Annotated in this window: 15 protein-coding genes; 10 read left to right on the top strand and 5 right to left on the bottom strand. The window is 68.7% G+C overall.

Going from position 1 to position 16,103, the window contains the following annotated elements:
* The first annotated feature begins 1 nt into the window (after position 1).
* The 8 genes from IPG61_06810 to IPG61_06775 are packed head-to-tail and all read left to right on the top strand — an operon-like array spanning position 2 to position 5,624.
* Complete coding sequence (locus IPG61_06810; protein MBK6733789.1) at positions 2-853, top strand: FAD/NAD(P)-binding protein; 852 nt, start codon at positions 2-4, stop codon at positions 851-853.
* Positions 853-1,602 carry an NADH:ubiquinone oxidoreductase gene (locus IPG61_06805; GenBank protein MBK6733788.1) on the top strand — a complete coding sequence of 250 codons (750 nt, stop codon included), beginning with the start codon at positions 853-855 and terminating at the stop codon, positions 1,600-1,602. Before IPG61_06810 ends, IPG61_06805 begins: the two co-directional genes overlap by 1 nt.
* Positions 1,599-2,906, top strand: a complete 1,308-nt coding sequence (locus IPG61_06800) for a Ni/Fe hydrogenase subunit alpha (protein MBK6733787.1) — start codon at positions 1,599-1,601, stop codon at positions 2,904-2,906. The genes IPG61_06805 and IPG61_06800 overlap by 4 nt, the downstream gene beginning before the upstream one ends.
* A gap of 6 nt (positions 2,907-2,912) precedes the next feature.
* Positions 2,913-3,362, top strand: a complete 450-nt coding sequence (locus IPG61_06795) for a hydrogenase maturation protease (GenBank protein ID MBK6733786.1) — start codon at positions 2,913-2,915, stop codon at positions 3,360-3,362.
* Positions 3,355-3,750, top strand: coding sequence for a response regulator (locus IPG61_06790; GenBank protein MBK6733785.1), 396 nt, complete (start codon positions 3,355-3,357; stop codon positions 3,748-3,750). The genes IPG61_06795 and IPG61_06790 overlap by 8 nt, the downstream gene beginning before the upstream one ends.
* A 25-nt stretch (positions 3,751-3,775) precedes the next feature.
* Positions 3,776-5,149, top strand: coding sequence for a HAMP domain-containing histidine kinase (locus IPG61_06785; GenBank protein ID MBK6733784.1), 1,374 nt, complete (start codon positions 3,776-3,778; stop codon positions 5,147-5,149).
* Positions 5,146-5,436, top strand: coding sequence for a hypothetical protein (locus tag IPG61_06780; protein ID MBK6733783.1), 291 nt, complete (start codon positions 5,146-5,148; stop codon positions 5,434-5,436). The genes IPG61_06785 and IPG61_06780 overlap by 4 nt, the downstream gene beginning before the upstream one ends.
* 2 nt (positions 5,437-5,438) lie before the next feature.
* Positions 5,439-5,624: a hypothetical protein gene (locus IPG61_06775; GenBank protein MBK6733782.1), complete on the top strand. Its 186-nt coding sequence runs from the start codon at positions 5,439-5,441 to the stop codon at positions 5,622-5,624.
* A gap of 21 nt (positions 5,625-5,645) precedes the next feature.
* On the opposite strand, the gene IPG61_06770 is transcribed toward IPG61_06775, so the two are convergent.
* The 4 genes from IPG61_06770 to IPG61_06755 form a co-directional block, all read right to left on the bottom strand.
* Entirely contained in the window at positions 5,646-6,911 is a 1,266-nt protein-coding gene (locus tag IPG61_06770; GenBank protein MBK6733781.1) for an HDOD domain-containing protein, read from the bottom strand.
* Between the two features lie 50 nt (positions 6,912-6,961).
* Positions 6,962-9,403, bottom strand: a complete 2,442-nt coding sequence (locus tag IPG61_06765) for a glycogen/starch/alpha-glucan phosphorylase (protein ID MBK6733780.1) — start codon at positions 9,401-9,403, stop codon at positions 6,962-6,964.
* Positions 9,404-9,587: 184 nt separating this feature from the next.
* A complete protein-coding gene (locus IPG61_06760) occupies positions 9,588-10,955 on the bottom strand; it encodes a hypothetical protein (protein ID MBK6733779.1) in 1,368 nt (455 codons plus the stop codon).
* A 1-nt stretch (position 10,956) separates the two neighbouring features.
* A complete protein-coding gene (locus IPG61_06755; GenBank protein MBK6733778.1) occupies positions 10,957-12,150 on the bottom strand; it encodes an FIST C-terminal domain-containing protein in 1,194 nt (397 codons plus the stop codon).
* A 205-nt stretch (positions 12,151-12,355) separates the two neighbouring features.
* On the opposite strand from IPG61_06755, the gene IPG61_06750 reads away from it, so the two are divergent.
* The gene (locus IPG61_06750; protein ID MBK6733777.1) at positions 12,356-14,242 is read left to right on the top strand and encodes a protein kinase; all 1,887 of its coding nucleotides are present in this window, start codon (positions 12,356-12,358) and stop codon (positions 14,240-14,242) included.
* Complete coding sequence (locus tag IPG61_06745; protein ID MBK6733776.1) at positions 14,166-15,050, top strand: PD40 domain-containing protein; 885 nt, start codon at positions 14,166-14,168, stop codon at positions 15,048-15,050. Before IPG61_06750 ends, IPG61_06745 begins: the two co-directional genes overlap by 77 nt.
* A 94-nt stretch (positions 15,051-15,144) precedes the next feature.
* Here IPG61_06745 and ppk2 read toward each other — a convergent pair whose 3' ends face one another.
* Positions 15,145-15,972 carry a polyphosphate kinase 2 gene (ppk2, locus tag IPG61_06740; protein ID MBK6733775.1) on the bottom strand — a complete coding sequence of 276 codons (828 nt, stop codon included), beginning with the start codon at positions 15,970-15,972 and terminating at the stop codon, positions 15,145-15,147.
* Between the last annotated feature and the right edge of the window lie 131 nt (positions 15,973-16,103).

Below are 16,103 nucleotides of genomic sequence, written 5' to 3'. Positions count from 1 at the left end.
CATGGAACTGCACACCCTGAAGCCGGGCCACGAAGCCCGGGAACTCTACCTGCCGGAAATGGCGGAGATCACGGCGGTGCGGAAGCTGACCGAGATGGAGACACTCTATACCATCCGGCTTCCGGGCGGCCGCGACCTGGGCCACAAGCCGGGCCAGTTCGTGGAAGTGTCGCTGTTCGGCGTGGGCGAGGCGCCCATTTCCGTCTCCTCGTCGCCCACGCACAAGGGCGAGTTCGAGATGGGCATCCGCCGCGTCGGCATGCTGACCGAGGTGTTGGCCGGGTACGGGCCGGGGCGCAAGGTCGGCATCCGCGGGCCGTTCGGCAACGGCATCGACGTCGAGAAGTTCAAGGGCAAGGACGTGCTGATCGTCGCGGGCGGCATCGGGCTGGTGCCCATGCGCTCGATGATCAACTACGTGCGCGACAACCGCGACCAGTTCGGCCGGCTCATCATCTGCTACGGCAGCCGCTCGGACACCGAGCTGCTGTTCACGGATGAACTCGCGGCGTGGGAACGCGACCCGAAGATCGAGTACCACGTGACGGTCGACCGCGGCTCGGAGTCGTGGCAGGGGCGCACGGGCGTCATCACCACGCTGCTGCCGGGTCTCGACCTGGACCTGCCCAACACCGTCTGCTGCATCTGCGGGCCGCCGGTCATGTACCGGTTCGTGGTGCTGACCCTGCGCGGCAAGGGCCTGCCTGACGCCAACATCTACATGTCGCTCGAGCGGCGCATGAAGTGCGGCGTGGGCAAGTGCGGCCACTGCCAGATCGACAGCACCTATGTCTGCCAGGACGGGCCGGTCTACCACCTGCCCCACATCGCGAAGCTGCGGGAGGCCCTGTGATGGCGCAGAAACCGCGCGTTGCAATCTTCGATTTCACCGGCTGCGAAGGCTGCGAGCTCTCGCAGCTGAACTTCGAGGACCAGCTGCTCGACATCCTGGCGCAGGTCGACATCGTCGAGTGGCGCGAGGCCATGGACGACCGTGCCGACGAATACGACATCGCCTTCGTCGAGGGGGCGCTGTCGACGCCCGACTGCATCAAGCGCATCCATGACATCCGCCGGCGCTCGAAGGTGCTGGTGGCGCTGGGTTCGTGCGCGGTCGACGGCGGCGTCAACGCGATCAAGAACCTGCACCCGATCGAGGAGGTGCGGGCCGAGGTGTACGGGAAGGACCAGTACCTGTTCCCGACGCTGCCCGCCCTGCCGCTCTCGGCGGTGGTCAAGGTCGACCACAACGTGCGCGGCTGCCCGATGACGCAGATCGAGTTCCTGAAGCTCTTCACGGCGTTGGTCATGGGCAAGAAGCCGATCGAGCCCGACCACGCCGTCTGCGTCGAGTGCAAGCTGAACGAGAACGAATGCGTGTACGCCCGCGGCATGATCTGCCTGGGGCCGGTCACGCGCGGGGGCTGCAACAGCCAGTGCACCAACTTCGGGCAGTACTGCATCGGCTGCCGCGGGCTGGTGTCCGACCCGAACCTGGCGGGCATGGCCGAGACGCTGGCCTCGCACGGGCTTGCCATGGACGAGGCCTGGAAGCGCCTGCAACTCTACAACGCGTACCGGCTGCAGGGGGTCAGGGCATGAGCAGGGATTTGGACATTACCGTCAAGCACCTGACGAGGGTCGAGGGCCACGGCAACATCGTCGTGGACATGAAGAACGGCGTGCTGAAGAAGGCGCAGCTCGACATCGTCGAGGCTCCGCGCTACTTCGAGGCGCTGCTGAAGGGGCGCAGCTTCCACGAGGCGGCCATCATCACCTCGCGCATCTGCGGCATCTGCTCGCTGGGGCACCAGCTCACCTCGCTGAAGGCCACCGAGCAGGCCCTCGGCCTGCGGGTGACCGAGCAGACCGTGCTGCTGCGCAAGCTGCTGGTCCACGGCGCCACGCTGCAGTCGAACGTGCTGCACGCCTACTTCCTGGCGGCGCCCGACTTCCTGAAGGTGAAGTCGGTGATCCCGCTGGTGGGCACCCATCCCGAGGTGGTGCTGCGGGCCCTGCGCATGAAGAAGCTGGCCAACGACATCGGCGACGCCGTGGGCGGCCGCGCGGTGCACCCGATCACCTGCGTGCCCGGCGGCTTCACCTACGTGCCGACGGCGGCCGCGCTGCTGGAGCTGCGGCGGCGGCTGGTCGAGGTGATGGTGCCCGACTGGCTGGCCACCGTCGAGACGATGAAGGCCCTGGCCGGCGCCATCCCCGCCTTCGAGAGGCCGACCGAGTACATCTCGCTGCGCAGCGACGACGACTACGCGCTGTACGACGGCGACATCTGCAGCACCGACACCGGCCGCGTGCCCGACAGCGAGTACCGGCGCATGACAAACGAGTTCGTGGTGCCGCACAGCACCAGCAAGCACTGCAAGGTCAACCGGTCGAGCTACATGGTCGGTGCGCTGGCGCGCTGGAACAACAACCACGACCGGCTGAGCCCCGTGGCGCTGGAGGCGGCCGCGGTGCTGGGCCTCAAGCCCGGCTGCACGAACCCGTACTTCAATACGGTGGCCCAGGTGGTCGAGGCGGGGCACTGCGCGCTGGACGCCGTGGCCATCATCGACAAGCTGCTGGCGAACGGCCTTAAGGACGAGACGCCGAACCAGGAGCCGACGCAGTACGGCACCGGCATCGGCGCCACCGAGGTGCCGCGCGGCATCCTCTACCACGAGTACACCTACGACCGCCAGGGGCGCATCACGGCCGCGAACTGCATCATCCCCACGGGTCAGAACCTGGCCAACATCGACGACGACATGAAGAAGCTGGTGCCGGAGGTCGTGGCGACGAAGTCGAAGGAAGAGATCACGATGTGGCTCGAGATGCTGGTGCGGGCGTACGACCCGTGCATCAGCTGCTCGGTGCACATGCTCGACGTCGCATTCGAGGACTAGCGGGCCATGAAGGTCATCGCGGTGGGCAACGCGTTCTGCGGAGATGACGGCGTGGGCGCCGCGGTGCTGGCGGAGCTTGCCGGAATGTTGCCCGCGACCGTTGGCCTTGTGGATCTGGGCACCGACGCCCTGGCCCTGGTCGACGAGTTGGATCCCGGCACGCCCTGCCTGGTCATCGATGCGGCCCGCATGGGCCGCGAACCCGGCGCCGTGGTGGTGTTCCGGCCGGAGGATACCCGGTTCCGTATCCGCAGCGACGGCATGTCGCTGCACGGGCTGGGGCTGGTCGAGGCGTTCGCGCTCGCGGAGCGACTGGGCCGCATGCCGCGCGACCTCAAGGTGATCGGTGTGGAGCCCGCCCAGGTCGGGCTCGGGACGGGGCTATCGGACGCGGTGGCGGCAGCAGTGCCCCGCGTGGTGGATCTTATCAAGGCGGAGGTCTTGCGCCATGAGTGAACGGACCGTGCTGGTCATCGACGACGACATCGACCTGGTGGAGATCATCCGGGTCACGCTCGAGCGCGAGAAGCTGCGCGTGATCGACGCCCAGAACGGCGAGCGCGGGTTCGCCCTGGCCAGGGAGCAGCACCCGGACCTGATCCTGCTGGACGTCATGATGGGCACGGTGGACGAGGGGTTCCAGGTGGCCTACCGGCTGCGCAGCGATCCCTTGACCAAAGACACGCCGATCATCATGCTGTCGGCCGTGGGCGAGCGCACCGGCTTCACCTTCGACAAGGGCAAGGACGCCGAGTTCCTGCCCGTCAGCGAGTTCATCGAGAAGCCGGTCAGCCCGCGCAAGCTCGTGGACCTGGTGAGGCGGCACCTGCCGACCACCAACTGAACCGGGTGCCGACCGGGAGGCTCCGTTGCGGCCGGACCAGACGCTGACGCCGGAAGCCTCGCTCTTCGTCTCGGCGACGTCGCTGCGGCATCGTCTGGACTGGTTCAACCGCCTGCGCTGGGGCGCCGTCGTCGTGCTGGTGGCGGCCGTCACCGTGCTGGGCAGCGTCACCATCATCCCGCTGCCCGTGGGCCCCATGCTGGCGGTGGCCGGTACCCTGGCGCTGATGAACCTGGGCTATGTGGCCCGGAACCGCCTCTTCGCCGCCCGCGCCGTCCGCACCGAGATCCGCATCGTGAAGCTCGAGATGGCCTGCGACCTGCTCCTGCTGACGTTCGTACTGAACCTGACAGGTGGCGTCGAGAACCCGTTCCTCTACGTCTACGTGCTGCACGTGGTGATCGCTGCGCTGCTGTTCAAGGGGCGCGAGATCTTCCAGATCACCTGGCTGGCCATCGCGCTGTTCACGGCCGAGGTGCTGGGTGAACACCTGGGCTGGCTGCCGCACCACCACCTGCTGGGCGCCAGCACGATGACGCACGAGACGCGCTATATCGTCGCGGTGCTCATCTCGTTCTGGTTCGTGATGCTCAGCGGCGCCTTTGTCAGCGGATCGATCATGCGGCACAACCGGGCGATCCGCGACGAACTGGTGGCCCGCCAGCGCGAGCTCCTCGAGGCGGACAAGGCCACGCTCGAGTTCTTCCGCTTCGTCACGCACGAGGTGAAGTCGCCGGTGAACACCGCGCGCAGCGCCATCGAGGCGACGCTCGAACTGCACTGCGACGGACTCGACCCCGGCGCGCGCGACCTGCTCGACCGCGCGCAGAAGCGGCTCGACCAGGCCACCGAGATCGTCAAGGACCTGGCCGACCTGACGCGCACGGGCGTCCTGCGGCACGAGCCGCCCACGAACGTCGACCTGGCCGCGGTGGCGGCCCGCATGCTGGACGAGCAGCGCGAACTGGCCGGGATCACCGGGCAGCGGCTGGAGTTGAAGGCACCCGACGGAGGCGTGACGGTGACCACGAGCGAGGGGGCTGTGGCGAAGATCCTCGGCAACCTGGTCAACAATGCCGTACGCTACAACCGGGCAGGCGGCCCTGTCACCGTCACCGTGACGCCCCTGGCGGACGGGGCGCGGCTGGAAGTCGTCGACGAGGGCATCGGTATCGCACCGGGGGAACAGGCCCGGGTTTTTGACGAGTTCTACCGCACGGCCGCGGCGCAGCAGCGCAGCAGCCTCGGTACCGGCCTGGGCCTGCCCATCGTGCACCGGCTCGTGCACGAGCTGGGCGGCGCTGTCGTGCTGCACAGCGTTCCGGATCAAGGCACGACGGTGACGGTCGATCTTCCATTGGTGCCGCCAATGACGGCCGGCGCAGGAGGAACAGCGTGAGCGGGAAGATCGAGTGCGGCGGCCTGACGCGGCGTGAGAATCTGGTGCTGGTCGAGTTGCGCGGCTTCGCGCCGCTGGCCGGCCACCGGCGCAACGTGCTGAAGCGCTTCGGCGACTACGCCATCCCCCTGTGCTACCTGACGGTCGGCTGGGACGCCGATGACGCCGAGAACCTCTCCATCTGCCTGAGCCGCGCCGACCTGGAGCGCGCCGAGCCGCTGCTGGCGATGCTCTCGACCGAGATCGCCCCCGGCGCGTCGTCACCTGGCACCCGGTCACGATCCTGACCGTGTACGGCCCGCACTTCCTGGAGCGCTACGGCCTGGCCAACGAGTTCATCGCCACGCTGGCCGACCATCGGCTGACCGTGCTGTCGATCTGCTCGTCGGTCAACAGCGTCTCGTTCGTGGTGCACGAGCGCGATGTCGAGACCACGGTGCATGCGCTGTCGGAGCGGTTCAACTGGCCGGACTAGGGGCCTGCTGTCGCCCGGCGCCTAGGCCTTCCCGGCCATCGCGTCCAGGTCGCCGGCCACCGTGGCCGCATCCAGGAACGCCTCGCGCACGACAACCGGGTCCAGGTTCAGGCGGCGCGCGGCGGCATCGACGTCGGCCCAGCGCCCGTCCTCCAGGTCCCGCACCAGCTCGAGCAGCGGCAGGTACTCGCTGTTCTGTTCGCCGCAGAGCGCGGCCTTCAGGCCGCTGTCCAGCGGCAGGAACCCGACCACTTCCGGCATCGGCATGCCCATCATGGCGTCCAGCAGCGAGAACAGCCCGAGCAGGTGCATGCTCTCGGGGTCGAAGCCCCAGAACGAGTACCGCGACGCGATCACCTCGAGGAACCGGGCGCGCTGCGAGGCCAGGCGCAGCAGGTCGGCCTGGGCGGCGGTCTGGCTGATGTCGCTCAGCAGGACCACGCGCAGCCAGGTGCGCACGCGGCGCCAGCCCAGCAGGCTGATGGCCTGGGAGATGGAGTTCACGCGGTTGGTCAGGTTGAAGGATGCCGAGTTCAGGTACGTCAGGAGCCTGAAGCTGACCGTCGCGTCGCTCTGGATCTGCGTGGCGATGTCGGCGAAGTCCGGGTCTTCGGCGCCGATCAGCTTGAGCAGGTTGAATCGCGCGATCTGTCCCGATGACACGCGCCGCAGGCGGACGATCTCGGGCGCCTTGCTGAAGGCTCCCTGGAACAGCCGGAAGCCCAGTTCACGGCAGGCGACGACGCTCTCCGAGTCGGGGACGTCGTAGGCCATCGGCATGGCGGGGTGGCGCTTGATCTCGGCCAGGAGCCCGGCCAGTTCCGCCGGCGTGCGCCCTGCAACCGTCACGCCGATGATGTCCGCCTGCCGGTAGAGCGCCTCGTATTCAGGCCTGGCCGTGAAGTCCGGCACCGCAACGGCGAAGCCGTCGCCCTTCAGCCGTTCCAGCCGCGCAGCCACGCCGTCCCGCGCGAAGATGCCCTCGCCGATGAGCACCGTGGTGCAGGAGGGCGGCAGCGCGTAGACCCGGTCATCCAGGACGCTCTTCTCCGACAGCGCGACCATCACCCGCAGTTGACGCGCGATCAGCTGCTGCAGGCCCGCACCCGTGCTGGCTGCGACCGACACCGGCACGTCGTCGCCCAGGGGAATGCCCGTCGGCGATTCGTCGGTGTTGCCCACGCAGAACAGCTCGTAGCCCCACAGGTGGCGCTGCTGGTCGAAGATGGCCTTGCGGGCGACGGCAACGGCCGCCTGTCCGGTTCCGCTGCTCTCGTGCGAACTCATGCTGACACTCCCTGTCAGGTTGCGATGACCGCGGTCGTCGGGTACCCCGATCAACCGACCAGCGGCTCGACGTTCCAGATCCGCTGCGCGTACTCGAGAACCGAACGATCGCTGGAGAACTTGCCCATGCGGGCCGTATTCAGGATGGACATCCGCGTCCAGCGTTCCGTGTCGGCGAACGTGGCGGCCACCTGGTCCTGGGTCGCCACGTAGTCCGCGTAGTCGGCCAGCAACAGGTAGTGATCGCCGCCCTCGATGAGCGAGCGCAGGATCGGCGCGAACAGCGTCCGGTTCCCCGGCGAGAAGTGTCCGCTGCCGATCATGTCCAGGACGCGATGCAGTTCCCCGTTGCGGTCACGCCAGGCGCGCGGGTCGTAGCCGTCGGCGCGCGTCCGGTTCACCTCGGCGGTCGTCAGGCCGAAGATGAAGATGTTCTCCCGCCCGACCTCTTCCATGATCTCGATATTGGCGCCGTCCAGCGTGCCGATGGTCAGCGCCCCGTTCAGCGACATCTTCATGTTGCCCGTGCCCGACGCCTCGAGCCCGGCCGTGGAGATCTGCTCGGAGAGGTCGGCCGCGGTGACGACCTTCTCCGCCTGGGACACGCAGTAGTTGGGCAGGAAGATGACCCGCAGCTTCCGGCTGGCGACCGGGTCGTCGGCGATGGTCGCGGCCACCGAGTTGATCAGCTTGATGATGAGCTTGGCCTGGTGGTAGGCGGGAGCCGCCTTGCCGGCAAAGATGACGGTCCGGGGCACGACGCCCTCGCCGCCGCCGTCACGCAGCCGGTTGTACAGCGTCACCACGTGCAGCACGTTCAGCAACTGGCGCTTGTACTCGTGGATGCGCTTGACCTGCACGTCGAACAGCGTGGTCGGGTCCACCCCGAAGCCGGTGCGGCTGAGGATGTACCGCGCCAGGCGCCGCTTGTTGGCCAGCTTGACGTCGCGCCACTGGCGGCGGAACTCGCGGTCGTCGGCCAGTGGCGCCAGGCCTTCCAGTTCCTCGAGGTGGCGGATCCAGCCCGGGCCGATGTGGTCGGTGATGAGCCGTGACAGCAGCGGATTCGACTGGTAGAGCCAGCGCCGCGGCGTGATGCCGTTGGTCACGTTCTGCAGCCGCCCGGGGAACACTCGCTCGAAGTCGCGGAACAGGTCCTCCCGCAGGATCCGGCTGTGCAGCTCCGCCACGCCGTTCACGGAATGACTGCCCGTGATCGCCAGGTTGGCCATCCGCACGCGCGGCTCGCTGCCTTCCTGGAACAGCGACAGGCGCGCCGGCAGCGCCGGCTCATCGGGGTGGTCGCGCCGCACATCGTCCAGGAACCGCCGGTTGATCTCGCGGATGATCTCCAGGTGCCGCGGCAGCATCCTGCCGATCAGGTCGACGGGCCAGGTCTCCAGCGCCTCGGGCAGCACCGTGTGGTTCGTGTACGCGAAGGTGCGCGTGCAGGTCGACCAGGCCTCGTCCCAGCCCAGGCCCTCGTCGTCCATCAGGACGCGCATCAGCTCGGGCACGGCGATCGTCGGGTGCGTGTCGTTGAGCTGTATCGCCACGTAGTCGGCGAACTCGGCGATGTTGCCGCACTGCCGCCGGAAGCGCTGCATGATGTCGGCGATGGTCGCGGCCACCAGGAAGTACTGCTGCCGCAGGCGCAGCTCGCGGCCCTGCTCGTTGTCATCGGCCGGGTAGAGGACCTTGGAGATGTTCTCGCTGTGGACCTTGGCCTGGACGGCGCCCGCGTAGTCGCCGCGGTTGAAGACCTGCAGGTCGAACTCGCGGCTCGAGCGCGCGACCCACAGGCGCATGTTGCTCACGAACTGCGTGCCGAAGCCGGGGATGAGGATGTCGTTGGCCATGGCCATGACGATCTCGCCGTCGACCCAGCGGTGGCGCAGGTTGCCCCGCGCGTCCTCGTACGTCTCGGTGCGCCCGAAATAGCGCACGGGGAACAGGTGCCGCGCGCGACACACGTCCCAGGGGCTGCCCGACTGCGCCCAGTTGTCGCACTGCTCGCGCTGGTAGCCGTCCTCCAGCGTCTGCTGAAAGATGCCGTAGTCGTAGCGGATGCCGTAGCCGTAGCCGGGAATGCCCTGGCAGGCCATGGAGTCGAGGTAGCACGACGCCAGCCGACCCAGGCCGCCGTTGCCCAGACCGGGATCGGCCTCCTGCTCCTCCAGATCGGCCAGGTCGAACCCGAGCGCGGCCACGGCCTGCGCCGCGGCGTCCTCGAGATCCAGGCTGATGAGGTAGTTGCGCAGGAAGCGCCCGGGCAGGAACTCCATGGACAGGAAGTAGACGCGCTTGGCCGAGTTGTCCGAGAGCGTCCGCTGCGACTCCGTCCAGCGGGCGAGCAGGCGCTCGCGCACGCACTGCGCCAGGCCCAGGTAGCACGAGTACCGGTCCTGGGATTGCGCGTCGTTGCCCAGGGTCACCCGGATGTGGCGGAGGATGTCCTCGCGCAACTGGTCCGCTGCGGAAGCGCCTTCCATCGTGGTGTCCGTCGTCTCGTCCGTCGCCAATCGCATCGCTCCACCTCGTCCGCCCGTGCCCGTAGGGATCGGCCCATGCCGAAGCGGCACCCGGATTTCGGACGGGAGCCGCGGCGAAGTCTGTATCGGCCGCCGGGTTGCGGCCCGTAGTGTTTGTTTGTCCCACCCGGGAGTCGCACCGGGATCACCGGACCGGCGCCTCGGGGACAGCCTCGGTCGCCAGCGGCAGGCGCAGGCGGAAAACGACACCGGGATCCCGGTTCTCCACCTCGAGCCCGCCGCCGTGCTTGTTGACGATGATGTCCCAGGCGATGCCGAGCCCGAGGCCGGTTCCGTCGCCGACCTTCTTGGTCGTGAAGAAGGGCTCGAAGATCCGGGGCAGGTCCTCGCGGGGAATGCCCGGGCCGTCGTTGGCGATCTCGCACCAGACGGCCTGGTCGTCGGCCCAGGTCCGGATCGTGATGAGTCCCAGGTCGGGGCGACCCTGCCCGCGGATGGCCTGGGCTGCGTTCACCAGGATGTTGAGGATCACCTGGTTCAACTGCCCCACGTTGCACAGGACGGGCGGGACTTCGCCGAGGTCGACCAGGCATCTTGCGGCGTACTTGATCTCGTGGTTGGCGATGATCAGGGTGTCGGCCAGGGCCGTGTTGAAATCGGCGAGGGCGAAGTCGTCCCTGCTGTCCATCCGCGCGAACGTGCGCAGGCTGCGGACGATGTCGGCGACGCGCTGCAGCCCGTCGGCGTTCTCGTGCAGGAGCTTCGCCATGTCCTCGATGAGGAAGTCGATATCCAGATCGCGCTCAAGCTGGAGGATCTCGCTCTCCGGCCGGCCTTCGCGGTAGGCGCGCACGAGCGCCACCAGGTCGCCGAGGTAGTCGCCGAGCGTGCGGAAGTTGCTGGCCACGAAGCCGACCGGATTGTTGATCTCGTGCGCCACGCCCGCCGCGAGCTGCCCGATGGCCGCCAGTCGTTCGGCGTGGAGCAACTGCGTGTGGGCCGTCGAGAGTTCGCCCACGGTCTGCAGGTGCCCGACGGACTGGGATAGGCTGGCGGCCAGGCCATCGAGGAATTCGGCAGCCCGGGCGCGGAAGTGGTTGCGCTCGGTGTGGAGGAACACCAGCGACAGCGTATAGGGCCCCCGGTAGATCTCGGTCACGATCGCCGAGCCTGCCGCGGGTGGGCAGAGCGCATCGCAGCAGGTGCAGCGTCCGGTGTCGAAGTGGACCATCGACTTGAGTCCGCGGGAACGGCGCAGGAGCGAGGAGGGGGCCACCTCGATCGGTCCCGTGCAGCCGGCCGTGGAGTGCAGGACGGAGAACTCGCCGCGATCCTGACGTATCATGGCCGCGGCGCTGAACCCGAGGATCGGCGCGAGTCGCACCGACAGTTCCTGCCACAGGACAGCAAGATCGGGCGCGCCGGCGATGATTTGCAGGCAGGACACGAGGTCGCGGTACTGCTCGGTCGTGCGCTTCTCGCGCTGCCACGCACGATCCAGGTCGAGGACCGTTTCCTGGAGCTCTTCGCGTATGCGGACGTCGGTCGTCATGTCACCTGCCGAAGACCAGGATCGAGATCATCAGATTGCCGTGATGGTTGTCGCCGCCTACGAAGCAACCCTGCTCGCCGAAGGTGAACAGGCCCAGGAACGGCTTGCCGCCCAGGGCGCCGTCGATGCCAGCGACGACGTCATCCATCTGGTCGCGCACCGCGAGCATGCAGCCGGCGCAGTACACCACCAGCGCTCCGGATACGCCGTCGGTGCCGTCGAAGACCGATCCGACGGCATTGGTCGCCACGCGCCCGGCGCGTTCGACCAGGCTGTCGCGGCTGCCGGCCAGCAGGTGCATCTCGTCTCCTTCGGCCACGTCCGTGAACAGCGTCAGTCCGCCATCACCGGTTGCGGTTTCCGGATGCGAGATCTTGTAGTACGGGATCCCCTGGATGCGGTGAGCCACGCGGCCGAGCGGGTTCAGCGTCGTTCGCGCCAGGATGACGCCGCCGCCTTCCCGCTCCTGCGAGATGCTCCCGTGCGTCCAACCGTCGTAGATCTCGGCTGCAGGGTGGTTGTCGATCTCGTATATCGTGCGACCTTCGGCCCGCGTCACCGTGCCGTGCGTGCCCGTCGGGGCATACCCGCTGTGGAATGCGTAGGCGAAGCGGCCGCTCGGGAACATGGCCGTGATGACCACCGCGTCGGCGGATCGGAAGCCGCGCGCGCACAGCAGCCAGCGTCCCTCGATGGTGTTGTCCGCGGCGCTGCCGCCGATGACAGGGACGTCGGGGCCGATCTCGTCGCGGATGGCCGCGAGGACCTGCTCCTCGCTGCCGGGTGAGCTGTTCAGCCAGATGAGGTCGGGTCGGGCTCCCACCATGTCGGCGTTGGCCAGGGCCTGGTGCAAGGCCTGCCGCGTCGCCTCACGGACCCCGAGCGTCAGAGGCGCCGCGCCGGTGCCATAGAATCCCTGGGGATCGCCGACGCCGAACAGGCCCAGGCCTGTTCCGTCCCGCCCGACATAGCCCGTCTCGGTCATGACGCCGGTGCAGGAGGTCGCCCCATGCAGCTGCGCCGCCGGAAACCGGGCCTCGAGTTCGGCGAACACCGTGTCCGCGTCGTAGTCGGCGCTGAAGTAGGCCGCGACGAGGCTGGGCTCATCGCCCAGTGTGGCGCGCAGGATCGACGCTGCGTCCCGCACGGCCGTCGCTGCGTCCCTTTGCGCCGATGCCGAACTGGCTACACGCATCCCAGCCTCCCTGCGGCCGTGCCGCAAAGCCACCTCACGTCCACCCCGTTGTTATCGGCGGTGCGTCCCGGTTCTTGATTCCCGGCGACGGTTAATGAAAACTGGTATCAATCCACTCCGGTTTGTGCCAGAATGTCGCTGCGTCCATCCCGCCGGCGATCGTCGGCTCTCCGCTTCCGTCACCCACGAAAGGGCAGGGGAACCGATGCTGGCTGCCGGCACCATGCTCGGTCCGTACCAGATCGTGGCTCCGCTGGGAGCCGGCGGCATGGGCGAGGTCTACCGCGCCCGCGACACGCGCCTGGGCCGCGATGTGGCCGTGAAGGTGCTGCCGCCGCACCTGGCCGAGACGCCCGAGGCCCGCGCCCGCTTCGACCGCGAGGCGCGTACCATCTCGCAGCTGAGTCATCCGCACATCTGCACGCTGCACGACATCGGACGCCAGGACGGCATCGACTACCTGGTGATGGAGCTCGTCGACGGCGAGACACTGGCGCGCCGCCTGGAGAAGGGCGCGCTGCCCGTGGCCGAGGTGCTGTCGCTGGGCCGGCAGATCGCGCAGGCGCTGGACCGGGCACATCGCGCCGGCGTGGTGCACCGCGACCTGAAGCCCGGCAACGTCATGCTGACGAAGGGCGGGGCCAAGCTGCTCGACTTCGGCCTGGCGCGCGCGCTCGGCCTGGCGCCGACGACCGATGCGATGTCGCAGTCGCCGACGATGACCGGCCCCCTCACCGTCGAGGGGACGATCGTCGGCACGTTCCAGTACATGTCGCCCGAGCAGCTCGAGGGCCGCGAAGCCGACGCGCGCAGTGACCTCTGGGCGCTGGGCTGTGTGCTCTACGAGATGACGACCGGCGTGCGCGCCTTCAACGGCGGGAGCCAGGCGAGCCTGATCGCCGCGATCATGGAGCGCCAGCCGCCCCCGCTGTCGTCCGTGCAGCCGGTGACGCCGCCCCAGCTTGATCGCGTCGTCACGCGCTGCCTGCAGAAGGATCCCGACGCGCGCTTCCAGAGCGCCGGCGACCTGGCCTTCGCGCTCGAGCACGACGGTGCGAGCGCGACCGGCGCCGCGGCGGGGCGGCCGGCGCCTCCAACCGCGCGCCCCGGCCGTGGGCGGCTCGTCGCGATCGTGGCGGTGGCAGCGGTGGTGGTGGGAGCCCTGCTGGGTGTCGCGATCAGCCGGCGCCTGGGCACCGCGTCGGTGGCGAAGGGCGCCGACACCCAGCCCGTGCGCCGCTTCGACCTGGTGCTGCCGGACTCGCTGCCGCTGACCTACGTCGGCGACGCCATGCTCGGGATCGAGTTGAGGGCGCTGGCACTGTCCCCGCGCGCCGATGTGCTCGTCTACGTGGGAGGCAGGCGCGGGCAGTCGCGGCTGGTGACCGTGGACCTGGCGACCGGCACGACGCAGGCGCTCCCCGGCACCGAGGGCGCCTTCTGCCCGTTCTTCTCGCCGGACGGCGCCTGGATCGGGTTCCTCGTGCAGACCGAGCTGAAGAAGATCGCGGTGCGCGGCTCGGCTCCCGTCGTCCTGGCCGCCGTGGAAGAGCCGACCGGCGCGCAGTGGCTCGACGCGGAGCGCATCGCCGTCATCGAGAGGCAGGGCCAGGTCCTGACGTTCGTGCGCGCGAGCGGTGGTCGCCTGGACTCGCAGAAGACCTCGCCGCGCATCGGCTTCGCACAGATGCTGTCATCCGACCGCACGCGGCTGGCCTGGGCGGCAAGCCGTCAGATGGCCACCTATGAGTTCGCATCCGGCACGACGTCCTACCTGACGATCAACGGCCTCGAGCCGGAAGGCTCGCTGGTCGCGGCAAACCTGCTTTACGGGCTGATGCCCACGCTCCTGCCTTCGGGCCACCTGCTCTACGTGCAGGCGGGCAGCGGCGGGACGCTGGTCGGTGTGCCTGTCGAGCGCAAGACCCTGCGACCCCTGGCCGACCCGATCCAGGTCGCGACGAACCTGCGCGTCTCGTCCACGGGTATCCTGGCCCAGCTGAGTGCCGCCGACGGTGTCCTCGTCTACGCGGGAAGACCCGGGCTCCGGCACCCTGCGCTTCGTCCGCCGGAGGGCCGGCGGCGAGGATGAGGCCCTCGCCTTTCCGCCGGGAGACTACGGCGCCTTCGAACTCTCACCGGACGGCAGCCGGCTGGCCGTCATCAAGCGGCCGCCGTCGGGCCAGCCCGAGTTGTGGATCTTCGACCTGGAGCGGGGCACGCAGGAGCGGCTGCACGACGCGATCTACGGCCTGGGCAACTGGTCTGCCGACGGTCTCGCGCTGTGCGTGACGGCCGGAGGAGCGGGCGGCTCTCGGCCGGCGCTTCGCTTGCGTCTGGGTGGCGCCGGTGGCGTCGACACGCTCGCCGTCGGTACGGCCTCGGCCTACCGGACCGTCGTGGAATCGCCCGACGGTCGCTGGTTGCTGCGCCTGAGTGCGGACGGCGGCGTTGTCGTCGGCCGGGGCGACCCAGGCGGCCAGGGCACCGACATCCCCGACATCTCGCCCCTGTCCCGCTTCTCTCCGGACGGCAATTGGCTGGCGGGAACCTACAGCGAAGGCGGTCGCTCGGAAATCTACGTGTGCCCGTCCGACCAGCCGACGCGGCGCGTCCGTGTCTCGACCGCCGGGGGCGAGGAGCCGCACTGGGGCTCCGACGGAAAGACCATTGTCTATCGCTTCGAGAACAGTTGGTACCGCTCGGGCTTCCAACCCGGGCCACAGCCGGCGGTGGGGTTGCCGGAGCGCGTGCTCACCGGACCCTACGTCAATGTGCCCGGCTATTCCCACGCCGTGTTCCCGGACGGCAGCCAGTTGCTGGTGCTCGGTTCGGGTGGCGATGGGACGCGGCGGCTGCGGGTGGTGACGGGGGTGGAGGGGCTGTTCGCAGGGGAGTAGGCCTGGTCGTGAGCGTGTTGGCGGCACTTGCGCCGGCGCCATGATCCCGCTTCCGCGAAACCTGCGCCGGCGCAAGTGCGCCCCTTGAACCGGGTCAATCGTCCGGAAACAGGTCCGGCACGTAGTTCTGTTCCTGCCGCGGCGGCCGCCGGTAGCCCTGCGCCTTCTGGCGCGGCGGCAGCCGGATCGGCTCGGGTGTCAGGTCCTGGTACGGGATCAGGCTGAGCAGGTGCGAGATGCAGTTCAGGCGCGCGCGCTTCTTGTTGTCGGCATCGACCACGTGCCAGGGCGCCTGCTTGATGTCGGTGTGCGCGAACATCGCATCCTTGGCGCGACTGTATTCCACCCAGTGCGATCGCGACTTGAGGTCCATCGGGCTCAGCTTCCAGCGCTTTGTCGGGTCGTGGATGCGGGCCTCGAAGCGGCGCTCCTGTTCGTCGTCGCTGACCGAGAACCAGTACTTCACCAGCTGGATGCCCGACCGCACGAGCATGCGCTCGAACTCGGGGCAGGTCCGCAGGAACTCCTCGTATTCGGTGTCGGTGCAGAAGCCCATCACGCGCTCGACGCCGGCGCGGTTGTACCAGCTGCGATCGAACAGCACGATCTCGCCGGCTGCCGGCAGTTGCGCGACATAGCGCTGGAAGTACCACTGCGTACGCTCGCGCTCGCTGGGCACACCCAGCGCCGCCACGCGCACGAAGCGCGGGTTGAGCGGTTCGGTGATGCGCTTGATGGCGCCGCCCTTGCCGGCGGCATCGCGCCCCTCGAAGATCACGACCACGCGGTGCCCCGAAGCGCGCACCCATTCCTGCATCTTGACCAGTTCGATGTGGAGACGGGGCAACTCGCGCTTGTAGACCTTGTCCGCGAGCGGGCGCACCGGCCGCGCGACTTCCGGAGCTTCGAGCAATGTCGTCATGGAACTTTTTTCCCCCCGCACCGCCGACACCAATCGCCCCGGGGCTGCGGCATGGGCGATTGCCGGCGCACCGTTCCCCGGACGCAGGGGTGTGGCAAGGCGCGTGCCTGTCGGCGGGAATCCGGGCCGAA

Source organism: bacterium (assembly GCA_016703265.1).
GTDB lineage: Bacteria > Krumholzibacteriota > Krumholzibacteriia > LZORAL124-64-63 > LZORAL124-64-63 > CAINDZ01.
The sequence above is the reverse complement of the archived record's forward strand: the minus strand, read 5'-3'. Positions and strand labels throughout refer to the sequence as shown.